Consider the following 25,924-nt stretch of genomic DNA (forward strand, 5'->3'; position numbering starts at 1 on the left):
TACAACATAAAAAATAGCATGCAAAAGATTTTTTTTCCAGATTATTCTGTTAGATAGCTAAATTTCCTACGATCCAAATTAACCATCCACCAGATCACTTTGTATTTTCTGAATAATTTCAGATCCCCGATCACTGCCACCTTGGATGGTAATCTGCCGTGACAGGCCATCATGTTCGATCTTCACCAGCAGATCGGCAGCCGGTAGACCCCCCTGCCCCCTCTCCGGCCATTCAATCAGCATCAGCGCATCATCCGTCAATAGATCCTGAATACCGAGATAGGCCAGCTCTTCAGCATCGGCCAGGCGATACAGATCGAAATGATAGCAGGAAATACTCCCCAGTTCGTAGGGCTCCAGCAGTGTGTAGGTAGGACTCTTGACCCGTCCCTGATAGCCGACTCCTCGCAGGAACCCCCGTGCCAGGGTGGTTTTGCCTGCACCGAGATCGCCCACCAGGTAGACAATACAGGGCGCTCGACAGTTCAGTGCCAGACGGCGGCCGAGAGCCTCCTGCTCCGCTTCACCAGTGGCCCTCAGTTCAATCATCCACAAGCTCCGAATTCAGTGTCTCACGCAGGGCGTCAATCAGATCGCCGGCCAGCATGCCGATTTCACCTTCTCTGGCGGCCTTGTCGCCGGCGGCAGCGTGCAGACAGACACCCAGTTCCGCCGCATCCCGAAGCGCATAACCCTGGGCCAGAAAAGCACCGATCACGCCACTCAATACATCCCCGGATCCACCACTCGCCATACCCGGGTTGCCATCACTGCATAGGGCCACAGGCTGACTTCCGCTGCCGCCGACCAGGGTTCCGGCCCCTTTCAATACAACCACCCCGCCATAACGTTGCTGCAGGGCCTCACACGCTGCAAACCGATCACTTTGAACTTGCTGTGTATCCCAATCCAACAGGCGGGCCGCTTCTCCGGGATGGGGAGTCAGCACCCGATTGTTGCGCTGATTCGGCTGCCTGGCCAGCCAGTAGAGCGCATCGGCATCCAGCAACAGGGGCAGCTCGGTTGTCGTCACCTGATGATAGACTTGCTCCCCCCAGGGGCTCCTGCCCAACCCAGGGCCAAGCACCACAGCACTGGCCTGTTGCAGCAAGGGGGTCAGGTCCGTATCGGCATCAACGCCACGGCACATCAGTTCAGGCCGACCGAGGTTACTCCACGGGGCATGCTGCGGATGGGTTGCCAGGGTCACCAGCCCCGCTCCACTCCTGGCGCCACCCTCGGCAGCCAGACGTATCGCACCGCTATAACCCTGATCACCACCGACCAGCAACAGATGGCCAAAGCTGCCCTTGTGCGAGGAGCGCTCTCTTCGGCCCACCGACCCAGAGACCTTCGACCAATCCATACGACGGCAGGCGAGCAGCTGGCGGGCGTAGATCTGTGCCGGTATCTCCAGGGCATCGAAAACCACTTCGCCACAGCAGTCCGGTCCGTTACCGGTGAACATACCCTGCTTCAGACCAATGAAACTGATCGTTGCAGCCGCTCTCACCGCACACCCCATGACCCGACCGCTATCCGAATTGAGGCCTGAGGGGATATCCAGGGCGAAGACCGGCGCCTGATGCCGATTGATCTGATCCACCGCCGCCTTCCAATCCCCACTGAGGTCCCGCTCCAGCCCGGTACCCAGGATGGCATCCACGATCAGGCCAGGTTTACCTGGAAGCTCCTGAAAAGGTTCAAGCTGCTGCCCCAAAGCCATCCAGGCCTTCGCTTTCAGCAATGCATCCCCTTTGATCTTCTCCGCATCACCAAGCTGCAGCACCCGCACACGCAATCCCGCCTGCAGCGCCAGCCTGGCCAGCACATAGCCGTCCCCACCGTTGTTGCCCAGCCCGCAGACCACCAGAATCTCTCTCACCTCAGGCCATTTATGGCGCAGCAGATCGAAGGCTCTGATACCCGCCCGCTCCATCAGGGTCTCTCCCGGGATTTCAAACTCATCAATGGCGATATGATCGAATTGACGAACCTGATCGGCCCGGTAGAGGGCATAGGGCAAACTGTCGGTAAATGGCATCACTCGCATAGATCCATTGTCCTCTGATTTGATCGGCAACGATACCGCGAACCCCCTGGTGACTCAATATAATCGATCCCACAACGGGCAGCAGTTGAATCGTCATGGCACTGGGCTATAGTGCAGCAGCATGAGCGAGACACTGAACGCTGACGAACTACTTAAGCTGAGCCTGCAGATCAAACAGTGGGGTGAGGAACTGGGCTTTAATGCAGTCGGCATTACCGACACCGATCTCAGCGAAGCAGAGAGCCGACTGCAGCAGTGGCTGGCCTCGGATTGTCACGGAGAGATGGACTACATGGCCAGGCACGGCAGCAAACGGAGTCGTCCCGCAGAGCTTGAACCCGGAACTGTCAGGGTGATTTCTGTGCGCATGGACTACCTGCCGGAGCCCATGCAGGATCTGCAACAGCTACTGGAAGATCCGCAGAAGGCTTTTATCTCCCGTTACGCACTCGGTCGGGATTACCATAAACTACTGCGAAACCGTCTGAAGAAACTGCAGCAGAAGATCCAGCACTCAATACCGGACAGCAACAACCGGCTGTATGTGGATTCCGCGCCGGTGCTGGAAAAACCGCTGGCAGAAAAAGCCGGCTTGGGCTGGATCGGCAAACATACCAACCTGATCAACAAACGCTCAGGTTCCTGGTTTTTTCTCGGCGAGATCTACACCAGCATTCCCCTGCCGATCGACCAGCCGGCTGAAGACCACTGCGGCCGATGCCAGGCCTGTCTGGAGATCTGTCCAACCCGGGCCATCACTGCCCCATACCAGCTCGATGCACGACGCTGTATCTCCTATTTGACCATCGAGCTGAAAGGCGCCATTCCCGAACCATTCAGGGCCGCCATGGGCAACCGGATCTACGGTTGTGATGACTGTCAACAGGTCTGCCCCTGGAACCGCTTCGCCCAGGTGACCGGCGAACAGGACTTTCTTGCGAGACACCATCTCGACACCAGCGGCCTGATCTCTCTGTTTGATTGGGATGAAGCGACTTATCTACAGAAGACCGAGGGATCAGCCATACGACGGATCGGTTATCAACGCTGGCAGAGAAACCTGGCCGTGGCATTGGGCAATGCCCCAACATCCGATGCCGTTGCAGAAGCGCTGCTGAGGCGGTTGGAGCAAGCCTCACCAATGGTCAAGGAACATATTCTCTGGGCATTGGATCGCCAGCGGAATCAGCCGGCAACGGCTTGATGGAGCTTGAAATAGCCTCTGATCAACCACCAGCCCGCAACGATACCGATCAGATCGACCATCACATCACTCAATCGGGGCGTCCTGCCAGGCACGTAGTGTTGCATGATTTCAGTTACCACCGCGGCAATCACCAGACCAGGCAACAACATCCAAACCGACTTCTCCTTTTCAGAAAACAGAATCAGACTCAGCAGAAAAAAACCCAGCAAGTGGCCGAATTTGGATACGTCCCAGCGTTGTGGAAGCATATCTGCCGGTAACTGATACGGCACACCCAGCGTAGTCAACAACTGCTTTGTGGTGCATTCGGGAAGATAGAGTGAGAGCCAGTTTTCCACCTCCGATTTCAGTTCGGCCGGCATCATAATGCCCACTGAAATCGCCACCAGCATGGCCAGCATAAACCCCATTTGAGTTCTCTGGCGATAGTGTCTTACCAGCCCGATCAACCAGATGACACCGACAGCGGCCCAGACAGCCAGCAGCAGGTTTTTGATCAGGCTGTAGGTGGGCGGAATCGCGGCCGGATAGAGCAGTGGATGCTTGAACCGAAAGCTGCCTTTTGAGCCAAGCAAGCCGATTGACAGACAGATCCGCTCAAGGGATTTATCAATTTCAATGCCGGTCCGATAGGAGTTCCAGCCAACATCTTGCTTGAGCAATACCAACCTGCTGGACAACCGGTAATCCTTTGACCCATCGGGAAATTGACCTATCAGCCCTGCTTTGGCCAGATGCCATGGCTTTACGCCGGGCACCAAATCGGCAGTTGAAGCAGTGATGCCGACCAGTATCCGATCGGGAAACCGTTCACGATCCCAACATTGGGAGAGTGTATTGGACTGGGATAGCGCATCGTGGCGGATCTCCACAGTGCCATCTGCCACCTGGAGCAGATCCTGATCACCACTGATCCGCCAGCCTGCCAGATGATGAGAGAAATCCGGGTTGACCAGCAGCTGTTCGCCATCGACCACATAGGCATCGACCGAGGCAAAAAAGAGATAGCTCAGGAGCGCCAGTGAGATGGCGATCAGATAGTGGACCGATAAACTTTGAGGGTACTTCCCTGAACCTTCAAGCATGGATAGACCAGATTCAGACTAGGGTAACCTGAGAAAGTGGTTCCGATAGAAGTGGAGCTCCGCAATCGAGTCCTTGATATCGTCCAGAGCCAGATGTTTACCCTGTTTGGTAAATCCCTCACTCAATGATGGTGACCAGCGGTTCATCAGCTCTTTCAAAGTACTGACGTCCAGATTCCGATAGTGGAAGTAGGCTTCCAGTTCAGGCATCGTCCTGGCCATAAAACGCCGGTCCTGACAGATACTGTTGCCACACATGGGTGACGCGCCGGCAGGTACGTACTGTTGCAGAAAGCGGATCGTCTCTGCCTGTGCCTCGGCTTCACTGTATTGGCTCTGTTTGACCCGCTCCAGCAATCCCGAGCCGCCGTGCTGGCGCTGATTCCACTCATCCATGGCATCGAGAATTGACTGGGGTTGATGGATGGCAATCACCGGTCCTTCAGCAAGAATGTTCAGATTGACATCGGTAACAATGGTCGCAATCTCTATGATTTCGTCTTGCTGGGTATCCAACCCGGTCATTTCCAGGTCGACCCAAATCAGATTGGAGGCATCAACAGGCATCTTGTTATCCTTCTGTTACAGAACCGCTACGCGGCGAAATTCTAACAGGAAGCTGCCTAAGACTGTATGGCAATTCATGCAAAAGATAGATACTGTCGAACCTTTGCTTCGCAACCCCTGTCAAAATCACAACCCATTCCCCCCTGACAAACCGGCGCAACAGTAAGATAAGGGGTAACATTGGAGCAGATATTGAATGAGCAAAACTGGAAACGGATCCCGCCATGTTGGCTGGCATAGCAGGGCTCAACACGACATAATTAGTCGCCGCATCGATCGCGTCACGTAATCCCAGGAATTTTGATTAACCACTGATGGCACTCTTTACACAACTGTTTTTACTGTTTCTGATTCTCGGCACCATGCTACAGCTGTGGTTGCTCTATCGGCATCTGCAGCATGTCACACAACATCGTAGCCAGGTACCTGACGCCTTCAAGGACCGGGTTCCCCTCGAGGACCACCAGAAAGCGGCCGACTATACCCAGGCGAAGGGCAAGCTAGCCTTTATCGAGGCCCTGATCGGGGTGGCTCTGTTGCTCTTCTGGACCCTGGGTGGAGGCCTGGAGCTGCTGATTCAGTACTGGAACGGGATGCAATGGGGTCCATTAACCACTGGGATTGTGTTTATATTCTCTTTTTTCTTTATCGGCTCTCTGCTGGACCTGCCCTTCGATCTCTATCGGACCTTTCGCTTGGAAGCCCTGTTCGGATTCAACCGCAACACCCCACAGCAATACATCAAAGACCGACTGATCGGACTGCTGCTGTCAATCCTGCTTGGCCTGCCGCTGTTGTGGATCATTCTGAAATTGATGGCCAGTGCCGGTCAATATTGGTGGCTTGCCGCATGGCTGGTATGGCTCAGCTTTACCTTGACCATCTCCTGGGCCTATCCCCGCTTTATCGCGCCGCTGTTCAATAAATTCACCCCACTGTCGGAAGGGGAGATGCGTGAGCGTATCGGCAAGCTGCTGCAACGTTGCGGATTCACCAGCGACGGTATCTTCATCATGGATGGTTCAAAACGTTCTGCCCATGGCAATGCCTATTTCACCGGCTTTGGCAAAACCAAACGCATTGTCTTTTTCGATACCTTGCTGGAGGCCCTGAATGCGGACGAGGTGGAAGCGGTTCTGGCCCACGAACTTGGCCACTTTCACTACAAACATATCCACAAACAGATGCTGGTAATGGCGCTGCTCTCACTTGGTGCCATGGCACTGCTTGGCTGGCTCTCCCAGCAACTCTGGTTCTATAACGGTTTGGGTATATCTCAACCCTCGAATGCCGCGGCTTTACTTTTGTTTGTGCTGACTATCCCTGTGTTCACCATATTTTTCACACCGCTGGGCAGCTTTCTCTCCCGACGCCACGAATTTGAAGCGGATGACTATGCCGTCAGCCAGAGCAGTGGGGAGTTTCTGATTCAGGCGCTTGTCAAACTCTATCAGGACAATGCAAGCACACTGACACCGGATCCACTCTATTCATTCTTCCATGACAGTCACCCACCGGCACCGGTGCGTATTGCCCACATCTCCAAGCAGATTACCCAATAGACGGAGCGAGTAGATGAAAACGATATTGATACCTGCAACCTCATTGCTGATTCTTGCCGCCTCAAACCTGATGGCGGGGGATGCGGAACTGGGTAAGCAGCTGAATGAAGCGCACTGCCTGAAATGTCACGGCAGTGAGCTCTATACCCGACCAAACCGTCGAGTGAAAAGCCTCGATGGTCTGCACAAACAAGTACGTTTTTGCGAACAGAATCTTGGCCTCACCTGGTTCGAAGACCAGATCGAAGGCACCGCTACCTATCTCAACCTGGAATACTACAAATTCGACCTCAAACCTTAGGCTCTGGTGAGACTGTTTCCATCGCTGAACAGATCAAAAGCTTGTGCGGCTCAGGTGAACTTGCGAATTCCGGCTTAGGATTACCTCTGCATGGCTAAACGGCGTCTGACAATCCAACAGAGAAACCGTATCAAGGCCATTCAGGAAAAACGCCGTCAACGCCTGGATCAACGGGCAAACCAGGCCCTGAGCGGTGCTGCCGAACAACCTGAACAAGAGGGTGTGGTCATCATTCGCCACGGCGCGACGCTGGGTATCGACGACGGTTCGGGCAGGATCTACCGCTGTCAGACCCGTCAGAACATTGGCCATCCTGTCTGCGGTGACCGGGTCATCTGGCAACAGGTGGATGAAGACAGCGGGGTGGTCACCGCACTGCAGCCACGTGAGAGTGTACTCAGCCGTCCGGACTACAGCGGACGACACAAACCGCTGGCTGCCAATATCAGTCAGCTGGTAGTCGTACTTGCTCCCAAACCTGAACCCAGTGGCTATCTACTCGACCAGTATCTGGTTACTGCGGAAACCATCAAGATCCCACCACTGATAGCGATCAATAAGATCGATCTGCTGACCGAGGAGACAGAATCAGCTTTCATCGACCAGTTTGAGACCTATTCGAGGATCGGATATCCGATCATCAACATCAGTGCAAAGCGTGAGCATGGACTGGATACATTGATTGACCATTTGAAGGATGAAACCAGCATTCTGCTGGGACAGTCGGGGGTGGGAAAATCCTCACTCATCAACGCCCTGCTGCCGGAACACGACATTGAAACCGGAAGACTCTCAGAAGCCACCGGACTGGGCCGCCACACCACTTCAGCGGCCACCTGCTACAACCTGCCACAGGGGGGCAAACTGATCGACTCTCCCGGTGTCCGCAGTTTCCGGCTTACCGACCTCAGCCGCGAGGAGCTGGAGCAGGGATTCGCCGAATTCCGCCCCTATATCGGGCAGTGCCGCTTTCACAACTGTACCCATGGCCATGAACCGGATTGCGCTATCCAGGGTGCAGTGGAACAGGGTGAGATAACCCGGCTCCGACTGGAGAACTTTCTCCGCTTGAGCAAGGCATCATAGGCCATTCATTGTTTGGCTTGGATCTGTCTACTTAGGATGGATTTGCCCCACAGCCGGACAGCGCTATGTATCAACTCTCCGGGAAGCGAATCTCCACCGCAGCCCCACCCAGATCGGCGGATTTGCCGAGTTTGATCTCGCCTCCGTAAGCCTGTGCGATATCCAGGGCCACCGCCAAACCGATTCCCTGGCCGGGCTGTCTGGTATCGGCACGATTGCCCCGTTGAAACACGCTCTGCTGAAGGTGCCGGGGAATCCCCTCCCCATCATCCTCGATGCGAATCGACAGGGCGGGTTCGGTGCTCACTGTCACCCGGACCCGGCTGCGGCCATATTTACAGGCATTCTCCGTCAGGTTGCCAAGCAGCTCCATCAGATCCCCCTCTTCACCGTAAAAGCGGCTCTCCGGAGCGACCGACGTCTGCCACTCGATCCCCTTCTCCAGATAGACCTTGTCCAGAGACCTGACCAGTCTTTCAAGCAGCGGCCCGACCTCCAGACTCTGGGTCAGCAGATGTCGCCCTGAAGCGGCGGCACGCTGCAGTTGATGACTGACGATCTGGTTCATTCGCTCGACCTGCTCCCGCACGGTCTGCTCGCTGTGACTGCCGGGCTGGTCGGCAACACCCTGCAGGATCGCCAGGGGTGTCTTCAGACTGTGGGCCAGATCGCCGAGACTGTCACGATAGCGTTGCTGTCGTGCCTGGGCATGCTGAATCAGGGAGTTGATATTTGAGGTGAGTCGATTCAACTCTTTCGGGTAGCGCCCCTGGAGTTTTTCCGAGCGCCCCGACTCGATCTCTGTGAGTGCCTCTTCCACTTCCCTCAGCGGCCGCAACCCCCAACTCAAAACCCACCCCTGCACCAACAGCAGCAGCAGGGCTGCACCACCCAGCCAGAGAAACAGGGTATCGCGATAGGTGGCAATCTGCTCCTGGATCGGCTGCATGTCCTCAGCCACCGACAGTACATACTTCAACTCCTGCCCATTGAAGTCCTCCCAGACCACTGCGAAGTTGAAGCCCATGACATCCCCGACAGCCAATTGGTAGCGCCCGCTCTCAGACTCGCCGGGTGGGATGTCACGGGAAAAACTCAAAGCCTGGCCAAGTGAGGAGCCGGAGTGCCAGTTGTACCCTTCCGGATATTGGATCACCTGGGCATAGAGACCGGATTCGGGGCGATTGAAGCGGGGATCGGTCAATACCCTGGGCATGGTCAATTGTCCCTCACTCCCCTCTTCCGCAGCTGCAAGCAGCGCATAGACATTGCTTAACAGTCTGGCCTCGAGCGCCTCCACCGTGGCTGAGCGAAACGCCTTATCCAGTGACAGACCGGTGAGGCCAAGGAAGGCGCCCAGCACCAGGGTTGCCGCCAACAGCAGACGTTGTCGAATCGAGAGATTAGATATTCCGCTCAAGGGCAAACCGGTAACCTCTTCCGCGCAGTGTCTCAATCGGTTTGTAGCGGTCCTCCGGGTCGAGTTTCTTGCGCAGGCGTCTGACAAAAACCTCGATGGTATTACTGTCCCGGTCCCAGTCCTGTTCATAGATGTGTTCGGTAAGATCGGTCTTAGAGACCACCTCCCCCGCATGCAGCATCATGTATTCAAGCACCTTGTATTCGTAGGCAGTCAGCTCCACTGGCTGATCATTGATCGAGACGGCCTGAGTGCGGGTATCCAGGGAGACAGGACCGCCCGACAGCACAGGCTGAGACCAGCCACCGGAGCGTCTCAACAGGGCATTCAATCTGGCCAGCAGCTCTTCCACATGGAAGGGTTTCACCAGATAGTCGTCCGCGCCGGCCTCCAAGCCTTCCACCTTATCCTGCCAGTTGCCTCGTGCGGTAAGTATCAATATCGGAAAGTGCTTATCCAGTTTTCGCAATTCACGGATCAACTCGATACCCGACATTTTCGGTAGACCGATATCGACGATGCCCACATCGATCCCATACTCCCGTCCGAGGAAAAGGCCTTCTGCACCATCTTCCGCACTGTCAACGGTGTAGCCGGTTTCAGCCAGTCGGGCGGCAAGCGGTTCGCGGATTTCCGCTTCATCTTCAACCAACAGAACACGCATCTGTATGCCTCCGAGCGTCAGTTCAGCGGAATAAAACCGGATCGGCTTGGCAAATCCGTCTCTCGATCAGCGTCTGCCACCATTGCCTCCACCCCGGTTGTTCGCATTGATTCGTAACCGACGCACCTTACCGTCTTGCGTCAGAATGCGGATATTGTGCACTCTCTGACCGTCCTGGTTACGGGTTTCCGCCGAAATCACCTGGCCACCGGTACGCTTTTTAGCCTGCTCTACCGCCTTGTTGAGGCTTACCTCGGCCAATGCCGGGTTCAGCGTCATCAGCAGCAAGCCGAGCAGCAGGGTACGCCAAAGATGTGATCTGCTTTTCCTCATAGGATGAAAACCCGATGGTAGATTTGAAACCTGTTCAGTTCCCTCCTGCGGCGAGCCGGGGCTCTCCCCGACTCGCCGCAGATGGTCTATCAGTTATACCTCTTTCGTCAGTTTAATGCGATTTTCCAGTCAGACAATCACAGCACAATCAAATTCAGATCAGTGGTCATGGATCGGCCTGACACTGACCCGCACAGGGATCCGCTCTCCCGGGTGCTGTTTAGTGAAAGTCGTGAAGACCCGGCCCCGATAACGATAGGTCACATCGTAGCCGGCCAGCTGCTCCTCATAGTGGGTCTGATGAGTGGTTTCACAGCGACGTTCATAGGAAGTTGAATAGTGACCTCCTCCACGCTTCTGATGACTCAGGTCGTGGCCGATGGCGCCACCTAACAGGGTTCCGGCCAGAGTTGCCGCATCCTTGCCTCTACCGCGTCCGCGACTGACGGAATTGGCGACCACACCACCGATGATACCGCCCAGAACCGTACCGGTGTAGCCATGCTCTCGGGGCTGGTAGTGGGTGACCTCTTCATCCCAGCAGTGGCGCTCCGGCTCGGTGATCTCCACCGTCCGGTAGACCGGTTCCACATCGATGACCTTGGCGCTATCCTGATAGCGATCCCTTGGCCCGGCGGTGGCGCTCATCGACAGGGCCAGCGTTAGGATTCCGGTAATCAGTGAGGTTTTATTCATGACGCTCTCCTGGCTGATACAGATAATTCAGGTGAGTGGCTCACCCGTTGTTATCTACAGCTTAAGAGAGTCAAACTGAACGCTAACTGAATCTCTTACCGTACGGGTTCAACCCGTTTACGCCAGACCAGGATTCGGTTGTTCACCGGCATCTCGATATCCTCTTCAAAGATCAGGCCCTGATCCTCGGCCAAAGCATTCAGATCGTCAAAATCCCTGATGCCACTAAACGGATCCCGGGATTTCAGCCATTCATCGAAACGACTGTTGCTTTCACTGGTGAAGGCCCCCTGATAGTTGAATGGCCCATACAGCACAAACCGCCCATCTGCCTGCAGCACACGGCCAACCCCTTGAAACAGGCTGATCACAGCCGGCCATGACATGATATGGGTGGTATTGGCACTGAATACAGCGTCGTAGCGGGTCTTCGGCCAGACAGAAGTAACGTCGAGAGCTAAAGGGGATAGCAGATTGTCCAGTGCGGCTTCAGACAACCAGGCCCGGATGCCCTCGAGATTCTCCTCCCGGTCGCTGGTTTGCCAGGTCAGATCCGGCATTGCCGCCGCGAAAAAGACCCCATGCTGACCGGTTCCACTGCCGATTTCCAAGACCGAGCCTGTCTCACTGAACAACCGCTGCAGCTGATCCAGAATCGGCACCTTGTTCTCATCACAGGCTTCGGCGTAGGGTTTGTTTGCCTGACTCAATTTGAACTCCAATGGTTGCATCCCATAACAGTTGCCGATTATAGCTGCTAGTCTGTTTTGAGGCTCCAAGAGATGCGGATTCCAAGTAAAATCCCTTGCAACCAGTAGGAGACCCAACGGGCATCAATATTCCGGTTCTGATCTACTCAACAGCCAACTACTCAATGTCAGACAAGCGTGCACAACGATCATGCGATCACAGCACGCCTGCGGTTGAGCCAGAGGATATAGGCGAAGGTCGGTATCAGCATCAGTATGCCGTACATCACCGGCGCAATGGTCATATTGGGATTATTGAGAATCGTGCCGGTAATGAGAATCGCCGTACCACCGTTCTGAATACCGGTCTCTATGGCAATGGTTCGGGCCGTACGGAGCTGCAAGCGGACCAGTTTCGCCGCCAGGTAGCCCAGACCCAGCGCGAGGCTCGACAACAGCAATGCGGGGACACCTGTCTGATCCAGGAACAGGGACATGGAGGTCCGGTTCTGCCAGATAATTCCGCCAATCACCAACAGCAACATGAGCAGGGGTACGCGGGTCATCAACTTCTCAAATCTCAGACAGAAGGCCGCCCGATAGTGACGCAGCAGCATACCGAGCAGTACTGGAATCAGAGTGATCACCACCAGTTTGGCGAAGGTTGGCAGGAAAGGAAGAACAATTTCACTCTGATCACCCAGCTGCCATTCAAGTACCAGCCCCCCGAGCAGCGGGATGGTCAACGGCGTCACCAGGCTGACGATCGCGGTCAGGGTGATGGAGAGGGCCACATCACCCTGCGCCAGGTAGGAGAACATATTCGATGTGGTGCCGCCGGGACTGAAAGCGAGAATCATGAAACCGATGAATAGCTCAGGCGGCAATTGCAGCAGAGAGAGTATGATGAATGCCGCCAACGGCAGGACGACCATCTGACTGACCACCCCGGTGATGACGGCTGCCGGAGTTTGCACTACCCGCTTGAAATCGGCGGCCACCAGACTGCTGCCCATGCTGAACATGATGCAGAACAGGGTTACCGGCAGCGCCAGTTGCAGTACGATGTCGTGATTCATGGCAGTTGCATCCAGATTGTCGCCAGGTAGGTGGCGCCGAACAGCAGATAGAAACGGCCGGTCAGCGGCGTCAGCCTGCGGCGCTGGGGTACATTGGCGGTGAGCAGGCTGATCGGGCCGACCAGGGCGATAGAGGTCACCAGCAACATGACGATTCCCGGTAACATCTGGGTCCAGTAGAGCAAGGCGCTGATCAGATAGACCAGGCTCACCAGCAGGTAGTAGAGCTTGATACCGGAGCGGTAGCCGATACGCACGATCAAAGTACGGATGCCGGCCTCACGATCCGCTTCGTAATCCCGCAGTTCATTACTCAGCAGCAGCAAGGAGGACAACAGACTGAACGGCAGTGACAGCCAGAACACCTCAAGGGTGTAGATGCCGGTGAGTACGTAGTAGGAACCACCGATCAGCAACACCCCCATCAACAGGAACACCAGCAGAATACCCAGTCCCCGCTGTTTGTAGTTGACCTTGCCGCCGGTGTAACCCCAGGCGCCGGCCACCCCGATCAGCCCGAGCAGCAACAGAGGCCAGCCCCGGATGCTCACCATGTAGAGCCCCAGGGCGATGGCCAGCAACATCACCCCCCAGCCTATGGCGGCATTACGCCGTATCGCCTGCCTGAGCGCCGGTTCCAGTCCGGGGGTTTGCAGATCGGGCGTGTCATTGATCAGATTCACTGCCACTTGCAGCAACACCCCGGTCAACAGCACCAGCCAGGCCAACCAGCCATCCACGGCCTGGTCGATCAGCGCCAGGCTGACACCCAAGCCACAGGTGGCAATGGCCACCACCAGGGAAAAGGGCCGCATGGCAGCGAAAAAACTGTATTTACCACTCATAGACGATATGACCAGGTGACATCGAGAGAGACCACCCACTGGTGCTTCTCCTCTCCAAAGAAAGCTGTCGGCACCCGGCCACCGAATGGCGCGCCGGAACCGGAATAGTGATCATAGCGCAGTTCAGGTCGAATCCTGAGTCCCTCTTCCAGCCACCAGGAGAGATTGGCGGTTACCCCCCGGTAGATACCCGCTGGCAGCAGTGCGTGAGCCCCATCCGCATCCCTGAACCACTCCAGTCTCAATCCGATCTGACTCTCTTCCCACCACTGCAGGTACCAGTTCAGATTGGCGCCGTACCAGCGGCTGTCCCGGGTGATCAGAAAACCGGGTGGGTTGTTGTCGTCCGCCAGCAGATCGCCACCTTCCTGATAGCCGTAGACTGCGTTCAGCGCGACCCGGTGGATCGGATTGAAACGGTGACTCAACAACACCGAGTGCATGCGGCGCAAGAGCTTTTCGCCCGTAGTGCTGACCGCGTTGAACGGCCGTGTCTGTTCAGTCAGGCCATCTTCCGACTGTTCGTAGCCGATGATGTTCTCAATATCGAGCCAGGTCCTGAAATCGGCACTGCGCCAACGAATGTCGAACAGCAGCGTCTTGTCATCGTTGTTGTCCTGCAGGTTGTTCCAACCCTGCACCAATCCCAGACCGACAGACCAGAGACCAAGCTCTGCGGCCATCGGCAGCTTTAACGCCCCCATCACCCCCGCATGCTTGACCGGTTGATAGACAAAGGCGTAAGAGTGGGTATAGAAGCCGGTTGGCGGATTGACCGGAGCACCGATCTCATATCCCAGAGAGGTGAACCAGCTCCCCGCAATCCAGGAAAAACCGTCCGCCAGCGGCAGGTAACCGCTGAGGAACCACTGGGGTATGAGAAACAGCCGCTCCTTGTCCTCGTTGATAGCGAGTTCGTCATCCAGACCGTAGGTAATGGCCGCGTCCTCACCGTAGCGCAAGTCGACTTCGAAACCCCAGTCGGACTCTGCCAGTGCGGGACCGGGAAAGGGACCGATCCGGGGTTTGATATTGGAGTTCGGTGACTTTTCGATGATCAACTCCGCCCGATTGAGGTTGATCCCTTCATCAAAATTCAGAAATCCTGACGGGAAAACATTCTCCGACGGCGTGTCATTGGCAATGGTGCCGAACTGGATGCGACTCTGCAATGTGGGCCAGGCGGAAGCCTGGCACGTGGAGAGTGTGAATCCCAGTAATAGAAAAGAGATTACCGATTTTGTCATAGCCTGAATCATATTGGGCCGCTACTCTATGCCATTACAGACCGAGCCGGCTTGATCTGTGACAAATCACAGCATCGGCATTCCGATCGAGGCATGAGTGGAAAATGTAAAATGGGTATCGTCTCTATGCATTCCGTAGAACTTGCCATGCACCTGAATGACCAAGACTGATATCAGAATATCTCACATCGCCATAGGTTGAGAATTTGTGAATAACGCTACTCTCACCACTGACAAAGTCAGGGTAGGATCCCAGATCAATTGAAGCTATTCCGGAGACGAGTTGGCAATACTGAGATGACGTTGTTCGTCATCATCACCCCCATGGATAACAGGCCAGAAAAACTCTATGAGTGCAGTAATTCAAAATAATCCAAAACCCTTACTGGCTGCCCATGGGCTGGTAAAGCACTTCGGCTCCACACGGGTCGTGGATGGGGTCGATCTACAGTGTCGATCCGGAGAAATCCTCGGCATGTTGGGAGCCAACGGCGCGGGTAAAACCACCACGCTGCGTCTCTGTTACGGTTTTTTGCAGCCCGACGAAGGCAGCGTGTTTATCGATGGAGTCGAACGGCAGAAAGACCCGGACGGGGTCAATCGCCAGATCGGTGTCTGTACCCAGGATGATACCTTTGATACCGATTTTACCGTGCGGGACAACCTGCTCTGGTTCGGACACTATTTCCGCCCGAGACCGACTGACCTTGAGTCCCGGGTTAAGGAGCTGTTGGATCGTTTCGATCTCACCCGTTACGCGAAGGCTAAACCGGACACCCTCTCCGGCGGCTATCGACGCCGGTTGATGATCGCCAGAGCCCTGGTGCACCAGCCTAAAGTGCTTTTCCTGGACGAACCGACAACCGGACTGGACCCTCAGGCACGGATGGCGGTATGGGAGCTCGTAGACGGATTACGTAACGAAGGGTTGGGAATCGTACTGACCACCCACTACATGGATGAAGCCGAACGTTTATCGGACAATTTGCTGGTCCTGAAGGAGGGACAGGTGGTCTCGGTGGGAGCACCGCGTACGGTTTTAGGGGATCTGGTGGGTGAGCACGTTGTGGTGCTGGATGCCAAGATCCCGCAGGCAGAGATGATAGAGTCCTGGCTTGATAAGGAGGGATTTGGCGAACCAACGCGAATTCTGAACACATGGCAATTTGCCCTCGACGGTGCGGGACTGGCTCGCTTCTCCGCCGCCTTCGGGCAGTTACGGTTTGAAGTTCGGCCACCCAATCTCGATGATCTGTTCCTGCAATTGACGGATGACGACTCATGAGGCTCTATCTGGCCATGACAGCCTGGCAGAGCTGGGCCGTATTGCGGCGTCATTTGACCGTCTACCTGCGTAACTGGCACACCGCCGCGCTGCCACCGATCTTTGAACCGATCATCCTGCTGTTGGTCTTCGGAGTCGGTCTGGGGAGTAATATCCCCGACTTCGACTGGAAGTCGCAGAATGTTTCGTATCTGGCCTATCTGGCACCCGGCATTCTCGCCTACACCGTTTTCATGACAGCGTTTTTTCAGGCGTTGTTTGCCGCCTACATCCGCATGCACTACCAGAAGACCTGGGACGGTCAGCTGACCACCCAGGTGAGATTGGAACATGTAGTCTGGGGTGAAGCGCTCTGGTCAGCCAGCCTGGGCCTTGCTTATGCGGTTATCGTAATCTTCGTACTGCTCGGCTTTAATCTGGGGGGGTGGCTCGACCTTCACTGGACCGGCGTGATTGCGACCCTGCCACTGCTGTTTCTTGCTGGAGTCGCCTTTGCGGGCCTGGGTCTGCTGTTCACAGCAATCGTGCCGACCATCGATCACATGAACATCCCGTTCTATCTGGTGATCATGCCTCTCGGTTTTGCCAGCAACACCTACTTCCCTCTGGAGAGTGATGCCTTGTTGGCCCAGGCCTGGTTGATGATCAATCCTCTACACCATCTGGCGGAGGGGATACGGCTGTTAATGTTGTCAGGTATCTGGAGTTACCACCTGATTATGGCGGTGTTTTTATTCCTTCTGATGATTCTTATTCTGTTACCGGTCGACCTGCGGCTGTTACGCCGCAGAGTGTTGGGGGAGAGATGAAGCCGAATGGCAATTCGCTCCCTGGCCTATCCAATCGCCGCCGGAACAATCCGATGCCTATCGACATACCGGATACCGATATCGGAATCTCACTCAGGGTTGCAGGCTTATTGCCCTTCACCATCAGAGATTGGAAAATCACGAATCAATGACGCCACAACCGACGGTTTATCGATCTGCACAAAGTGCCCTGCACCATCGACTAAATGGATCTCAGAGTTGGGAAGCAGGCGATGAAACTCTTTCGCCACACCGGCGTTCAGGTCCTTATCGTCATTACCGAATATGATCCGCACTGGAGTCTGCAGCCTCTTTAACGCCGGAATCATCTCCTGACGCTTTTCGATCTCCTCATTCAATACCCGGTTCAGGCTGAAAAAGGCGGGACGGATCTGGAGTGATTGATAACCGAGTATCTTTTGAAACGGTTCCCGTAGTGATTCTGTAGTGATGAACTTGGCAATCTGCTGGTTGTAGCCTTGCATCCAGAGACTATCGAAGTGGCTGGTTGCCCAGACCGATATGTCTCGATAGATACCTGGCGTTGAAAAACGTTTGATCGCCTCAGGCGCTTTTAACGTGGGTGATGGCGCGTAGTAGGTGTTGAGTAGAACCAGGCCTGAAGATTTGTGCGGATTATCCAGAGCCCAGTCAATGCCGGGTTGACCGGACGCATCGTGCATGACGAGTACAACCTGGTTCAGGTTGAAATGATCTATTACCGCCTCCAGGTCCCGGCGCAGACTGGTGACGTCATATCGATGTTGCTCAGGTTTGTCTGAGTCGCCCCAGCCTAAAAAGTCGAAAGTGATGATATGACGATGATCAGCTAGCAGTGGCACCAGTCTGTCATAGAGGTGCATGCTATCCGGAAAGCCATGCATCATAACCAGGGTCGGTTTATCGCGCTGGATCCCGTATTCACGGGCATGGATCTCAAAACCGTCCCGAGGCAGTCGATGTATGCGATATTCGGTTTCCGCCTGGTAGCGCTCTTCGTATGCTTGAAAGTAGCCACTATGATCCACGCTTGCGCAACCATTCAACAACAGCATAAAGAAAGCAATTTTACCGATCGCCACCGACTTATAGACCCGTAATTCCATTTTCATTGCCTCACATTGTCACTTTCTTTTTTAAAGTTACTTCAGTCTAGCCAACTTACTTGTTAATTGCAAGTTACTAGATAGCATGCTAACTTGAAATCATGGCAAAGCAGAATCAAAGCAGCGAGAAGTTCAAAAGATCATCATGCCCGGTGGCATCCACACTCGACATCATCGGCGATAAATGGACCCTGCTTGTTGTCAGGGATCTGTTTGCCGGCAAGCGAACCTATAGTGAATTTCAGGGATCTCCCGAGAAAATTCCGACCAATATTCTGGCAGATAGGCTAAAACGGCTGGCTGAGTATGAGATCGTTGTGAAAAAACCATACCAACATCATCCTGTGCGCTATGAATATCTACTCACCGCAAAAGGCAAGGATTTGGGCCCTGTTTTAATGACTATGGTTCAGTGGGGTGAAAAGCATCTACCCGGCACAAAAGCTCAGATAATACCGGCGAAAGAGGCGAAACCATAAGAGTTGCTGGCTTCATGACCATTAACTCTGGCGTTGCCTGAAAGTGATTGCGTGATGAATGAGTTTCAAGCTTTATCGAGTGTATTGAAATGTTGTTTCAAATCCTCAGCGAAACCTTTGCCGGCCTCTGTATAGATATTGAAAACAAAATTTACCCCTAGCTTCTTCAGCGAGGCAATTTCATCATGAAACTTGGATGTTGAAGCGATATGCCCTTCAAATCCAATCTCACGCAAACGTTCAGCAGCGGCCAGGTTCGCCGGGTGTCTGGGTAATGCTAGAATTACCCATTTCAACTTCGCTGCCAGATCGGGTGCACGTGACCAGAAATCGGGGTTGGTAGCATCTCCCTTGACAACCTGCTGACCCTGGGCCAGATGTCTCTCGACCTGGAAATCATCCATGTCGACCCCTAGCACTTTGCCAGGAAAGTCTACGGCAAGTGAATCGTAGACTGAACTACCAACACGCCCCATTCCAAACACCAGCACCTGGACATCACCTATCTGAATATCTTCCTCTCCAGAGAGACGCTGTTTACGCTCCATGCGTTTGAATCGTGGTCGCCACAATGTATACAGACGCTCACCGTTATCTATGATCGGTGCAGCACCGATAAAAGAGAGCGACAGCAGAATGGCGAATACCGCCATCCATTCAGCTGGAAGCCAACCGGCTGCGACCGATACCGACCCGACAATCAAGCCAAACTCGCTGTAGTTGGCCAATACAAGGGAAGAACGCCAGGATGTACTTGCTCGCAATTTAAATGCAGCAAACAGGCCGAAATACAACGCGGTCTTGATTGGTAGCACGAGAAGGAAGAGGCAGGCCAACAGAATCGCATTCCAACTTGGTGGCACGGCCATACCGACACTGAGAAAAAAACCCACTAAAAACAACTCTTTGAAACCAAGTAGATTTTTGGCCATTTCATTAGCCTTGGGATGACCAGCCAGCAGCATCCCAACCACCAGCGCCCCCAAGTCTCCCTTGAGATTAACCAGCTCGAACAGGTCGGCACCACCCAGTGCCAATACAAAACCGTAGAGCACCAATAATTCGCCGTGACCGGTTCGCGACAGAACTGCAAACAGCAAGTAACGCAGCGGAATGAGCGCCAATAACCCAAATGCCCATAGCGATGGCAGTTTACCCGCAGATACGGCAAGAAACGCCACTGCAGCTATATCCTGTATGATCAGCACGCCAATGGCGATTAAGCCATAAAACGAACCACTCCCTCCGGCCTGATCAAGGCTTTTAACCGCAAATACCGTACTGGAAAATGTCAGGGCAAAACCGATGATCAACGCTGTTTGTAATTCAATCCCCGAGACCAGTGGTAAACCAAATGAGGAGAGAAAAACCACAAACAACGTCATCAAACCAACCACCAGAGCCATATGTAAAATGGCCACACCCCAGACATGGGGCGGCAGCAATACTTTTAGGCGCAGCTTCAAACCAATGGTAAACAGCAAAAGCGTAACGCCCAGGTCAGCGGTGATACGAAGAAAATCACCGCCTTCGGCACCTGCAGCATTGAGCATAAAACCGGCCAGTAAAAAGCCAACCAATGGTGGTAAACCAATGTGACTTACCAGTAACCCGCAGGCAAATGCAAACCCAATCCACAACGGTTCACGTGGATCTATTGATAGCAGGAGGGAGTCCATAAGTAAGGTTAACTTAATCCAGGGGATTTAGGAAAAAACACCGGCTTTCCAACCAATGATATCTGCAATCATAAACTACTGAAATAAACGGTATAAACATGATGCTTAAGGTTTGCAATGAACCAACGGCTTCTGATTTGTTATTAACCTTCATTTATTTGGGTCCGCAGTCAAGGTCTCCTCTGCTGCGGCAGGAGTGACTTTCCCTGCAGACTCGACGGGTTTATCGTCATAAGCCAAAAGCAAACTGGTGTCAGTCTACCCAATCTTTGGGTTTTAAGAAATGCTCATACAAACGAGCCTCTTCCGAACCTGCCTGCGGAGACCAGCTATACTGCCAACGTACCAGTGGAGGCAGGGACATCAGAATCGATTCCGTACGCCCGCCGGACTGCAGACCAAACAGCGTGCCCCGATCATAGACCAGGTTAAACTCCACGTAGCGTCCGCGACGATAGAGTTGAAAATCCCGCTCCCGCTCACCGTAGGGCGTATCCCGTCGACGCTGCACAATCGGCAGATAGGCGTCCAGATAGTGGTCACCAACACTCTGCATGAAATCGAAGGACTTACTGAACCCCCACTCATTCAGATCGTCAAAAAAGAGACCTCCGATACCTCGTGGTTCCTGCCGGTGCTTTAAATAGAAGTATTCGTCACACCACTTTTTATATCGGCTGTAGACATCCTCGCCGAACGGCAGACAGGCCTTTTTAGCAACCTGGTGCCAGGCTCTGCAATCTTCATCGAAGCCATAATAAGGAGTCAGGTCAAAACCACCGCCAAACCACCAGACCGGAGCTTCCCCGGCTTTTTCGGCGATAAAAAAGCGAACGTTGGCGTGTGAGGTCGGTACATAGGGATTGTTTGGATGTATCACCAGGGACAGGCCCATGGCTTCGAACGCCCGCCCCGCCAACTCCGGTCGATGGGCAGTCGCCGAGCCGGGTAACTGACTGCCACTGACATGGGAGAAGTTGACCCCGGCCTGCTCAAACACATCACCAGCCTGAAGCACCGCACTGATCCCGCCCCCCCCGAGTCGCTCCCCCGCTTCCCGCTGCCAGCTATCCTGTAGAAAACTGGTGTGACCATCCTCCTGTTCAAGGGCAGAACAAATAGTCTGTTGCAGATTCAACAGGTACTCCTTCACCTGGGATTTGTTTGGTTCTTCACTCAAGGTCGTCATATCTCTTGTTGTTTTAGGTATTGATGGCACAGCCGATCCCAATAATCCGCTATTGGCAAGGTGCCGGGTTAATAACTTGTTCGCAGACTACTCCAGTCTTTTCAGAAAGACACGCATCTCCTTGGCCGCCTGTATATCCCCTTTTGCCTCGGCAACCTCTATCCCCTTCTGATAACTCTCCACCGCCTCTTCGATACGCTCCATCCCCGTCAATGCCTTACCCAGGTGTTTCCAGCTGGCTGAGTGCTGAGGATCGAGTGTCACCGCTTGAGTGAGATGCTCAACAGCCTGAGCATAGGCTTTTTGTTTGAGAAACAGGGTGCCAAGGGTATAGCGCAACAGCGCATTGTCTGTTCCCTGCTCCAACATCTTTTCCAGATTGACCTGGTCCATCATATGACCTCATTGTGATTGCGGGCAGAATCGGATCATGACCATTTAACCGAATCCTTAGGGTCTGTGAATAGCCTGATACTATCAGATGCGGGTCAGAATTCAGCCATACAACCAGAGACAAAACATGGATATCGTAGCCGTCAACTATTAAAAAATAGTGATTACGCGATTCTGTAAATTGTGTCTGTAACAGTCCCATCTGACTGAAAACCAAATGACGTTCGATAAGGGAGCATGATCTGAGACCTTTGGCCTGACCCGTTACCGACTTTACCCATTGGCTCCATTGAGATCTACCAGTCAGGTTCGGCAGCTTCAGCCTGGTTACTTTTGCGCCACTAACATGGCCACATCCCGACTGCCGAGAGAGAGATCACCCAATCGCCCCTCCTCCCGGTAGAGACGCACTTTCAAATCCCTGAACAGTTGCAGCAACTCCTGATCCGCCAGGCGAAAAGCCGGGTTCTGGGGTCCTTCCGAGGAGACGGCCAGCTGGGTAAAGGTCTGGTAGAAGAGTAATCCATCCGGTTTCAGAGCCTGGATCAAGGCGGGTATCAAAGCCCGCTCCAGAAAGTAACTGACCACGATCACATCAAACTGCTCTGTTGAGGGTGGATGGTTTTCCACATCACGCACCCGAGCATGAAGATTGTTCAGATTCTGTTGCCGGGCACTCTGCTCCAATCGCTGGATGGCAACCGCAGACAGATCCCAGGCTTCAACCACAAATCCCCGGCTCGCCAGAAACAGTGCATTTCCACCCAGGCCACAGGCCAGATCCAACGTGCTGCCCTGTTTCGGCAGCAGGTGAGCATTGTTCAGCAGTACCTCAGCCGGACGGGCGATCTTCTCCTCATCGGCGTAGCGTTGATCCCACTTGATACGCAGCTGTTGTGATGGATCATTCGTTTGCCGGTTCAAAGACTATCCAGTCCCCGGGAGAGATCCCGTTGAATATCCTCGATGTTCTCCAGGCCGACAGCAACCCGCACCAGTCCATTGCCGATACCCACCTGGCTCCGCTCTTCCGGGCTCAGACGTCCATGTGTGGTGGTGGCAGGATGGGTGATGGTGGTCTTGGTATCCCCCAGGTTGGCGGTGATCGAGAGCAGCCGGGTGGCATCGATCAGGGTCCAGGCAGCAGTCTGCCCCCCTTTGACATCGAAAGCGACAATACCGCCAGGGGCACTCTGTTGCGCCCTCGCCAGATCGTGTTGCGGATGACTGCTCAGACCCGGGTAATAGACTCGCTCGACCTTCGGGTGGCTCTCCAGCCACTCAGCCAGCTGTTGGGCATTTTTGCAATGGGCCTGCATCCGGATATCGAGGGTTTCCAGCCCTTTCAGAAACACCCAGGCATTGAAGGGACTGAGTGTAGGACCTGCCGTTCTCAAAACACCGAACACAGCTTCACCAACGATTTCGTGGCTGCCGACCACGGCGCCGCCGATACACCGCCCCTGGCCATCCAGGTATTTGGTCGCAGAGTGAATCACGACATCAGCTCCAAGACTCAGCGGACGCTGCAGTGCCGGGGTGCAGAAACAGTTGTCGACCACCAGCAGAGCGTCCTCGGCATGGGCGAGTGCACTCAGTTTCGGGATGTCGGCCACCTCGGTGAGCGGATTGGAGGGGGTTTCGAGAAACAGCAGTTTGGTCTGCGGGCGAATTGCGGATTGCCAGGCAGCCAGATCATCCAACGGCACGAATGTCGTTTCGATACCGAATTTCTTCAGATATTTCTCAAACAGGATCGCGGTGGTGCCGAACAGACTGCGGGATGAGACGATATGGTCGCCGGACTCCAGCAAACCCATGCAGGTAGCCAGTACGGCGGACATACCGGAGGCCGTGGCCACACAGCAATCCCCGCCCTCAAGCGCAGCCAGTCGTTGCTCAAAATTCCTCACCGTCGGATTGGTGAACCTGGAATAGATGTTACCCGGTTCATCACCACTGAAGCGGGCCGCGGCTTCAGCAGCGCTGCTGAAGACAAAACTGGATGTGGGGAAAATCGGTTCACCATGCTCCCCTTCGGGCGTGCGATGATGTCCGCTGCGAATGGCTAGGGTCGAAAACCCCAGGCCTGATTCATGCTGCTCCTCCATCTTTAATCCTCATCTTTGTTTGCCCGGCTATCGAACAACCATTTGCCAGGATGCTCTGTTCCAAGCATTTTATATAGATTCTCACTTTGCAGAGACACTTTTGCTGCTGCTCATATCCCCGGTCTCACTGTTCAATTGCTGTGCAAAGTAGTCTTCCAGGAACTGATCAAAGCTCAGTGTATCAGAGGCCTCGATCTCCCGCTGTCTTCGCCATGAATCCACTGCCTCCTGGCTCAGCAGCTTCTGATCCTCTGACGAGCCCTGCTGCTGCATGAAATCGTGCCGATGCTGTTTCGACATACGTTGTGCAAAATGGAAGAAACCCTCGCCCTTCTCTCTCATCTCCCGCAACATGCGGGCGGATGGGGTCATTTCAGGGTCCTGCAATCGACTCTTCTGCAATTGCAGGCTCTTGGTGTAGGGTTGCCCGGGCAGTCCGCTCTCCAGGATCTCACAAATCGGCAGTAGGGCCTCACAGATCTCAAGCCCCCACTCCCGCAGACTGACCATCGACTCCTTTCTCTGCAACTCGAGTCCAGGTTTTCTTCCTTGATGGGCGGCAGCCAGCTCATTCCAGTCGATGCTCTTCTGTTCGGCAACATTGATCGAGGGACTCTCATGCAGCAGACAAAACAGCATCAGCGCTTCGATAAAGTAGACCTGCTCATCGGCGATTCCCAATGGATGGAAAGCGTTCACATCCAGTGATCGCAACTCCACATAGCGTACGCCCCGTCTTTGCAACGCATGGATCGGTTTCTCCATCATCTCCGGAATCTGCTTGGGTCTGACGGTGCTGTAGTACTCGTTCTCTATCTGCAGAATGTTGGCGTTGAGCTGTTCATAACGCCCATCGATTTTCACCCCCATTGCCTGATAGATTGGGCAGGGTGTCTCAATGGCACGGGACAGGGTCTCAACATAGGCATCGAGACAGTCGTAGCAGGCTTTGATACCGGTCCCCTGCTCCTTACTGTTCTGATAACCGATATCCCCCATTCTCAATGAGGTGGCATAGGGTGAGAAGTAGGTAAATTCGTCAAACGACTCCAGCGATGTGGGACGACCTCCCAGAAATGATTTACAGACTGCCGGAGAGGCGCCGAACAGATAGGGAACCAACCAACCCAGCCGCTGTAAATTTCTCAGCATGCCGAAATAGTTGTCTGAAATGAATCCCTGGGTATCCGATTTGTCCCCCTCGAGCTGCTGGTAGACCCACCAGAAATCCTGGGGCAGCGAATAGTTGAAATGCACCCCGGCAATCACCTGCATGACCCGGCCATAACGATGCCCCAGGCCCCGTCTGTAGACCGTCTTCATCATGCCGGCATTTGAGTTCCCATAGTTGGCAATCGGGATACGTTCATCATCCTCGACCACACAGGGCATGCTGGTGGACCAGAGAATCTCATCATCCAGATGCTCATACACAAAGCGATGGGCTTCAAACAGAAACTTCAGCGGTTCATTACGATCCGTGGAAGGCGGGGTGATAATCTCAGTCAACGCCTCGGAGTAGTCGGTGGTGATATAACGATTGGTTAGGGGGGAACCCAGAGCTTCCGGATGGGCCAGGCTCGATATACAACCTTGCGGAGAGACTCTCAAGGCCTCTTTTTCCAGACCGATCATGCCCCCGCGCAACAGATCAAGCTGACCGGCCTGGTGTAAGCGTTTCAATCGATTGTCGAGTGTTGTATACAAACCGGATCAATCCCTACTGGGGTGTGGATAGTATTAGGGCCTGTTAACACGAATCCAATACGCCCTGCTGGGTCTGTTTTTGTGCCCAGCAAGGCAGAATGAGCGTCGTGTAGTTATTCTACATAAGCGAATGATAACGCCGCTGGGCGCAAAAACAGGCCCAGCCCTTCGGGGTGCGCCTGAAAAAGCGCCACTCGGCGTTGCTCGTCGTTCATTTGGAATAACCAAACTACACTCCTCGCGCCTTGATTGGCGCTTTTTCAGGCACAACAGGGCGTATTGGATTCGTGTTAACAGGCCCTAGGCAACTGGCGTAAAAGCCGGGGATTATA

26 protein-coding genes are annotated in these 25,924 nt (G+C 54.2%); 7 read left to right on the plus strand and 19 right to left on the minus strand.

Features of this window, described 5'->3' with window-relative positions:
- Positions 1 to 78: 78 nt before the first annotated feature.
- Entirely contained in the window at positions 79 to 549 is a 471-nt protein-coding gene (gene tsaE / locus A3193_RS09800) for a tRNA (adenosine(37)-N6)-threonylcarbamoyltransferase complex ATPase subunit type 1 TsaE (RefSeq protein WP_069006599.1), read from the minus strand.
- Entirely contained in the window at positions 542 to 2,053 is a 1,512-nt protein-coding gene (locus A3193_RS09805; RefSeq protein WP_069014606.1) for an NAD(P)H-hydrate dehydratase, read from the minus strand. Before A3193_RS09805 ends, tsaE begins: the two co-directional genes overlap by 8 nt.
- 121 nt (positions 2,054 to 2,174) lie before the next feature.
- Between A3193_RS09805 and queG the strand changes: the two genes are divergently transcribed.
- Positions 2,175 to 3,257 carry a tRNA epoxyqueuosine(34) reductase QueG gene (queG, locus tag A3193_RS09810; protein ID WP_069006597.1) on the plus strand — a complete coding sequence of 361 codons (1,083 nt, stop codon included), beginning with the start codon at positions 2,175 to 2,177 and terminating at the stop codon, positions 3,255 to 3,257.
- Here the strand turns inward: queG and A3193_RS09815 are convergent.
- Entirely contained in the window at positions 3,239 to 4,345 is a 1,107-nt protein-coding gene (locus A3193_RS09815) for a VanZ family protein (RefSeq protein WP_069014607.1), read from the minus strand. The two genes, queG and A3193_RS09815, sit on opposite strands and share 19 nt — an antisense overlap.
- A gap of 18 nt (positions 4,346 to 4,363) precedes the next feature.
- Positions 4,364 to 4,912 carry an oligoribonuclease gene (gene orn / locus A3193_RS09820; RefSeq protein WP_069006595.1) on the minus strand — a complete coding sequence of 183 codons (549 nt, stop codon included), beginning with the start codon at positions 4,910 to 4,912 and terminating at the stop codon, positions 4,364 to 4,366.
- A 314-nt stretch (positions 4,913 to 5,226) separates the two neighbouring features.
- On the opposite strand from orn, the gene A3193_RS09825 reads away from it, so the two are divergent.
- The 3 genes from A3193_RS09825 (at position 5,227) to rsgA (ending at position 7,861) form a co-directional block, all read left to right on the plus strand.
- Entirely contained in the window at positions 5,227 to 6,474 is a 1,248-nt protein-coding gene (locus A3193_RS09825) for a M48 family metallopeptidase (protein WP_069006594.1), read from the plus strand.
- A gap of 13 nt (positions 6,475 to 6,487) precedes the next feature.
- A complete protein-coding gene (locus A3193_RS09830; RefSeq protein WP_069006593.1) occupies positions 6,488 to 6,775 on the plus strand; it encodes a c-type cytochrome in 288 nt (95 codons plus the stop codon).
- 90 nt (positions 6,776 to 6,865) lie between these two features.
- Entirely contained in the window at positions 6,866 to 7,861 is a 996-nt protein-coding gene (rsgA, locus tag A3193_RS09835) for a small ribosomal subunit biogenesis GTPase RsgA (RefSeq protein WP_069006592.1), read from the plus strand.
- Between the two features lie 70 nt (positions 7,862 to 7,931).
- Here rsgA and A3193_RS09840 read toward each other — a convergent pair whose 3' ends face one another.
- The 8 genes from A3193_RS09840 to A3193_RS09875 all read right to left on the minus strand — a co-directional run bounded on the left by A3193_RS09840 (position 7,932) and on the right by A3193_RS09875 (position 14,834).
- A complete protein-coding gene (locus A3193_RS09840; protein WP_235614945.1) occupies positions 7,932 to 9,281 on the minus strand; it encodes an ATP-binding protein in 1,350 nt (449 codons plus the stop codon).
- Positions 9,265 to 9,945: a response regulator transcription factor gene (locus tag A3193_RS09845; RefSeq protein WP_069006591.1), complete on the minus strand. Its 681-nt coding sequence runs from the start codon at positions 9,943 to 9,945 to the stop codon at positions 9,265 to 9,267. The genes A3193_RS09840 and A3193_RS09845 overlap by 17 nt, the downstream gene beginning before the upstream one ends.
- 66 nt (positions 9,946 to 10,011) lie before the next feature.
- Positions 10,012 to 10,278 (minus strand): PepSY domain-containing protein, encoded by a 267-nt coding sequence (locus tag A3193_RS09850; protein ID WP_069006590.1) that lies wholly within the window; start codon positions 10,276 to 10,278, stop codon positions 10,012 to 10,014.
- Between the two features lie 159 nt (positions 10,279 to 10,437).
- Positions 10,438 to 10,974 (minus strand): glycine zipper 2TM domain-containing protein, encoded by a 537-nt coding sequence (locus A3193_RS09855; RefSeq protein ID WP_069006589.1) that lies wholly within the window; start codon positions 10,972 to 10,974, stop codon positions 10,438 to 10,440.
- Positions 10,975 to 11,069: 95 nt separating this feature from the next.
- Positions 11,070 to 11,684: a DUF938 domain-containing protein gene (locus A3193_RS09860; protein WP_235614946.1), complete on the minus strand. Its 615-nt coding sequence runs from the start codon at positions 11,682 to 11,684 to the stop codon at positions 11,070 to 11,072.
- 188 nt (positions 11,685 to 11,872) lie between these two features.
- Positions 11,873 to 12,742 carry a bile acid:sodium symporter family protein gene (locus A3193_RS09865; protein WP_069014609.1) on the minus strand — a complete coding sequence of 290 codons (870 nt, stop codon included), beginning with the start codon at positions 12,740 to 12,742 and terminating at the stop codon, positions 11,873 to 11,875.
- On the minus strand, positions 12,739 to 13,587 hold the full coding sequence (locus tag A3193_RS09870; RefSeq protein ID WP_069014610.1) for a prenyltransferase: 849 nt from the start codon (positions 13,585 to 13,587) through the stop codon (positions 12,739 to 12,741). The genes A3193_RS09865 and A3193_RS09870 overlap by 4 nt, the downstream gene beginning before the upstream one ends.
- On the minus strand, positions 13,584 to 14,834 hold the full coding sequence (locus A3193_RS09875) for an outer membrane beta-barrel protein (protein ID WP_162272497.1): 1,251 nt from the start codon (positions 14,832 to 14,834) through the stop codon (positions 13,584 to 13,586). The genes A3193_RS09870 and A3193_RS09875 overlap by 4 nt, the downstream gene beginning before the upstream one ends.
- A gap of 349 nt (positions 14,835 to 15,183) precedes the next feature.
- On the opposite strand from A3193_RS09875, the gene A3193_RS09880 reads away from it, so the two are divergent.
- Both A3193_RS09880 and A3193_RS09885 read left to right on the plus strand, forming a co-directional pair.
- Entirely contained in the window at positions 15,184 to 16,119 is a 936-nt protein-coding gene (locus A3193_RS09880) for an ABC transporter ATP-binding protein (protein ID WP_069014612.1), read from the plus strand.
- The gene (locus A3193_RS09885; protein WP_069014613.1) at positions 16,116 to 16,928 is read left to right on the plus strand and encodes an ABC transporter permease; all 813 of its coding nucleotides are present in this window, start codon (positions 16,116 to 16,118) and stop codon (positions 16,926 to 16,928) included. Before A3193_RS09880 ends, A3193_RS09885 begins: the two co-directional genes overlap by 4 nt.
- 107 nt (positions 16,929 to 17,035) lie before the next feature.
- Here the strand turns inward: A3193_RS09885 and A3193_RS09890 are convergent, their stop codons facing one another.
- Positions 17,036 to 18,040, minus strand: coding sequence for an alpha/beta fold hydrolase (locus tag A3193_RS09890; RefSeq protein ID WP_083218658.1), 1,005 nt, complete (start codon positions 18,038 to 18,040; stop codon positions 17,036 to 17,038).
- A 95-nt stretch (positions 18,041 to 18,135) separates the two neighbouring features.
- On the opposite strand from A3193_RS09890, the gene A3193_RS09895 reads away from it, so the two are divergent.
- Positions 18,136 to 18,513: a winged helix-turn-helix transcriptional regulator gene (locus tag A3193_RS09895; protein WP_069014614.1), complete on the plus strand. Its 378-nt coding sequence runs from the start codon at positions 18,136 to 18,138 to the stop codon at positions 18,511 to 18,513.
- 65 nt (positions 18,514 to 18,578) lie between these two features.
- Here the strand turns inward: A3193_RS09895 and A3193_RS09900 are convergent, their stop codons facing one another.
- From A3193_RS09900 to gshA, 6 genes are all read right to left on the minus strand, one after another.
- Positions 18,579 to 20,192 carry a cation:proton antiporter family protein gene (locus A3193_RS09900; protein ID WP_069006581.1) on the minus strand — a complete coding sequence of 538 codons (1,614 nt, stop codon included), beginning with the start codon at positions 20,190 to 20,192 and terminating at the stop codon, positions 18,579 to 18,581.
- Between the two features lie 253 nt (positions 20,193 to 20,445).
- The gene (hemF, locus tag A3193_RS09905) at positions 20,446 to 21,381 is read right to left on the minus strand and encodes an oxygen-dependent coproporphyrinogen oxidase (RefSeq protein ID WP_069006580.1); all 936 of its coding nucleotides are present in this window, start codon (positions 21,379 to 21,381) and stop codon (positions 20,446 to 20,448) included.
- 87 nt (positions 21,382 to 21,468) lie between these two features.
- Complete coding sequence (locus tag A3193_RS09910) at positions 21,469 to 21,777, minus strand: tetratricopeptide repeat protein (protein WP_069006579.1); 309 nt, start codon at positions 21,775 to 21,777, stop codon at positions 21,469 to 21,471.
- A 324-nt stretch (positions 21,778 to 22,101) separates the two neighbouring features.
- Positions 22,102 to 22,698 carry a class I SAM-dependent methyltransferase gene (locus A3193_RS09915; RefSeq protein WP_069006578.1) on the minus strand — a complete coding sequence of 199 codons (597 nt, stop codon included), beginning with the start codon at positions 22,696 to 22,698 and terminating at the stop codon, positions 22,102 to 22,104.
- Positions 22,695 to 23,885, minus strand: a complete 1,191-nt coding sequence (locus tag A3193_RS09920; RefSeq protein WP_069006577.1) for an O-succinylhomoserine sulfhydrylase — start codon at positions 23,883 to 23,885, stop codon at positions 22,695 to 22,697. The genes A3193_RS09915 and A3193_RS09920 overlap by 4 nt, the downstream gene beginning before the upstream one ends.
- An 81-nt stretch (positions 23,886 to 23,966) precedes the next feature.
- Positions 23,967 to 25,592, minus strand: coding sequence for a glutamate--cysteine ligase (gshA, locus tag A3193_RS09925; protein ID WP_069006576.1), 1,626 nt, complete (start codon positions 25,590 to 25,592; stop codon positions 23,967 to 23,969).
- Between the last annotated feature and the right edge of the window lie 332 nt (positions 25,593 to 25,924).

The organism is Candidatus Thiodiazotropha endoloripes (assembly GCF_001708965.1).
In the GTDB taxonomy this organism is placed as follows: domain Bacteria; phylum Pseudomonadota; class Gammaproteobacteria; order Chromatiales; family Chromatiaceae; genus Thiodiazotropha; species Thiodiazotropha endoloripes.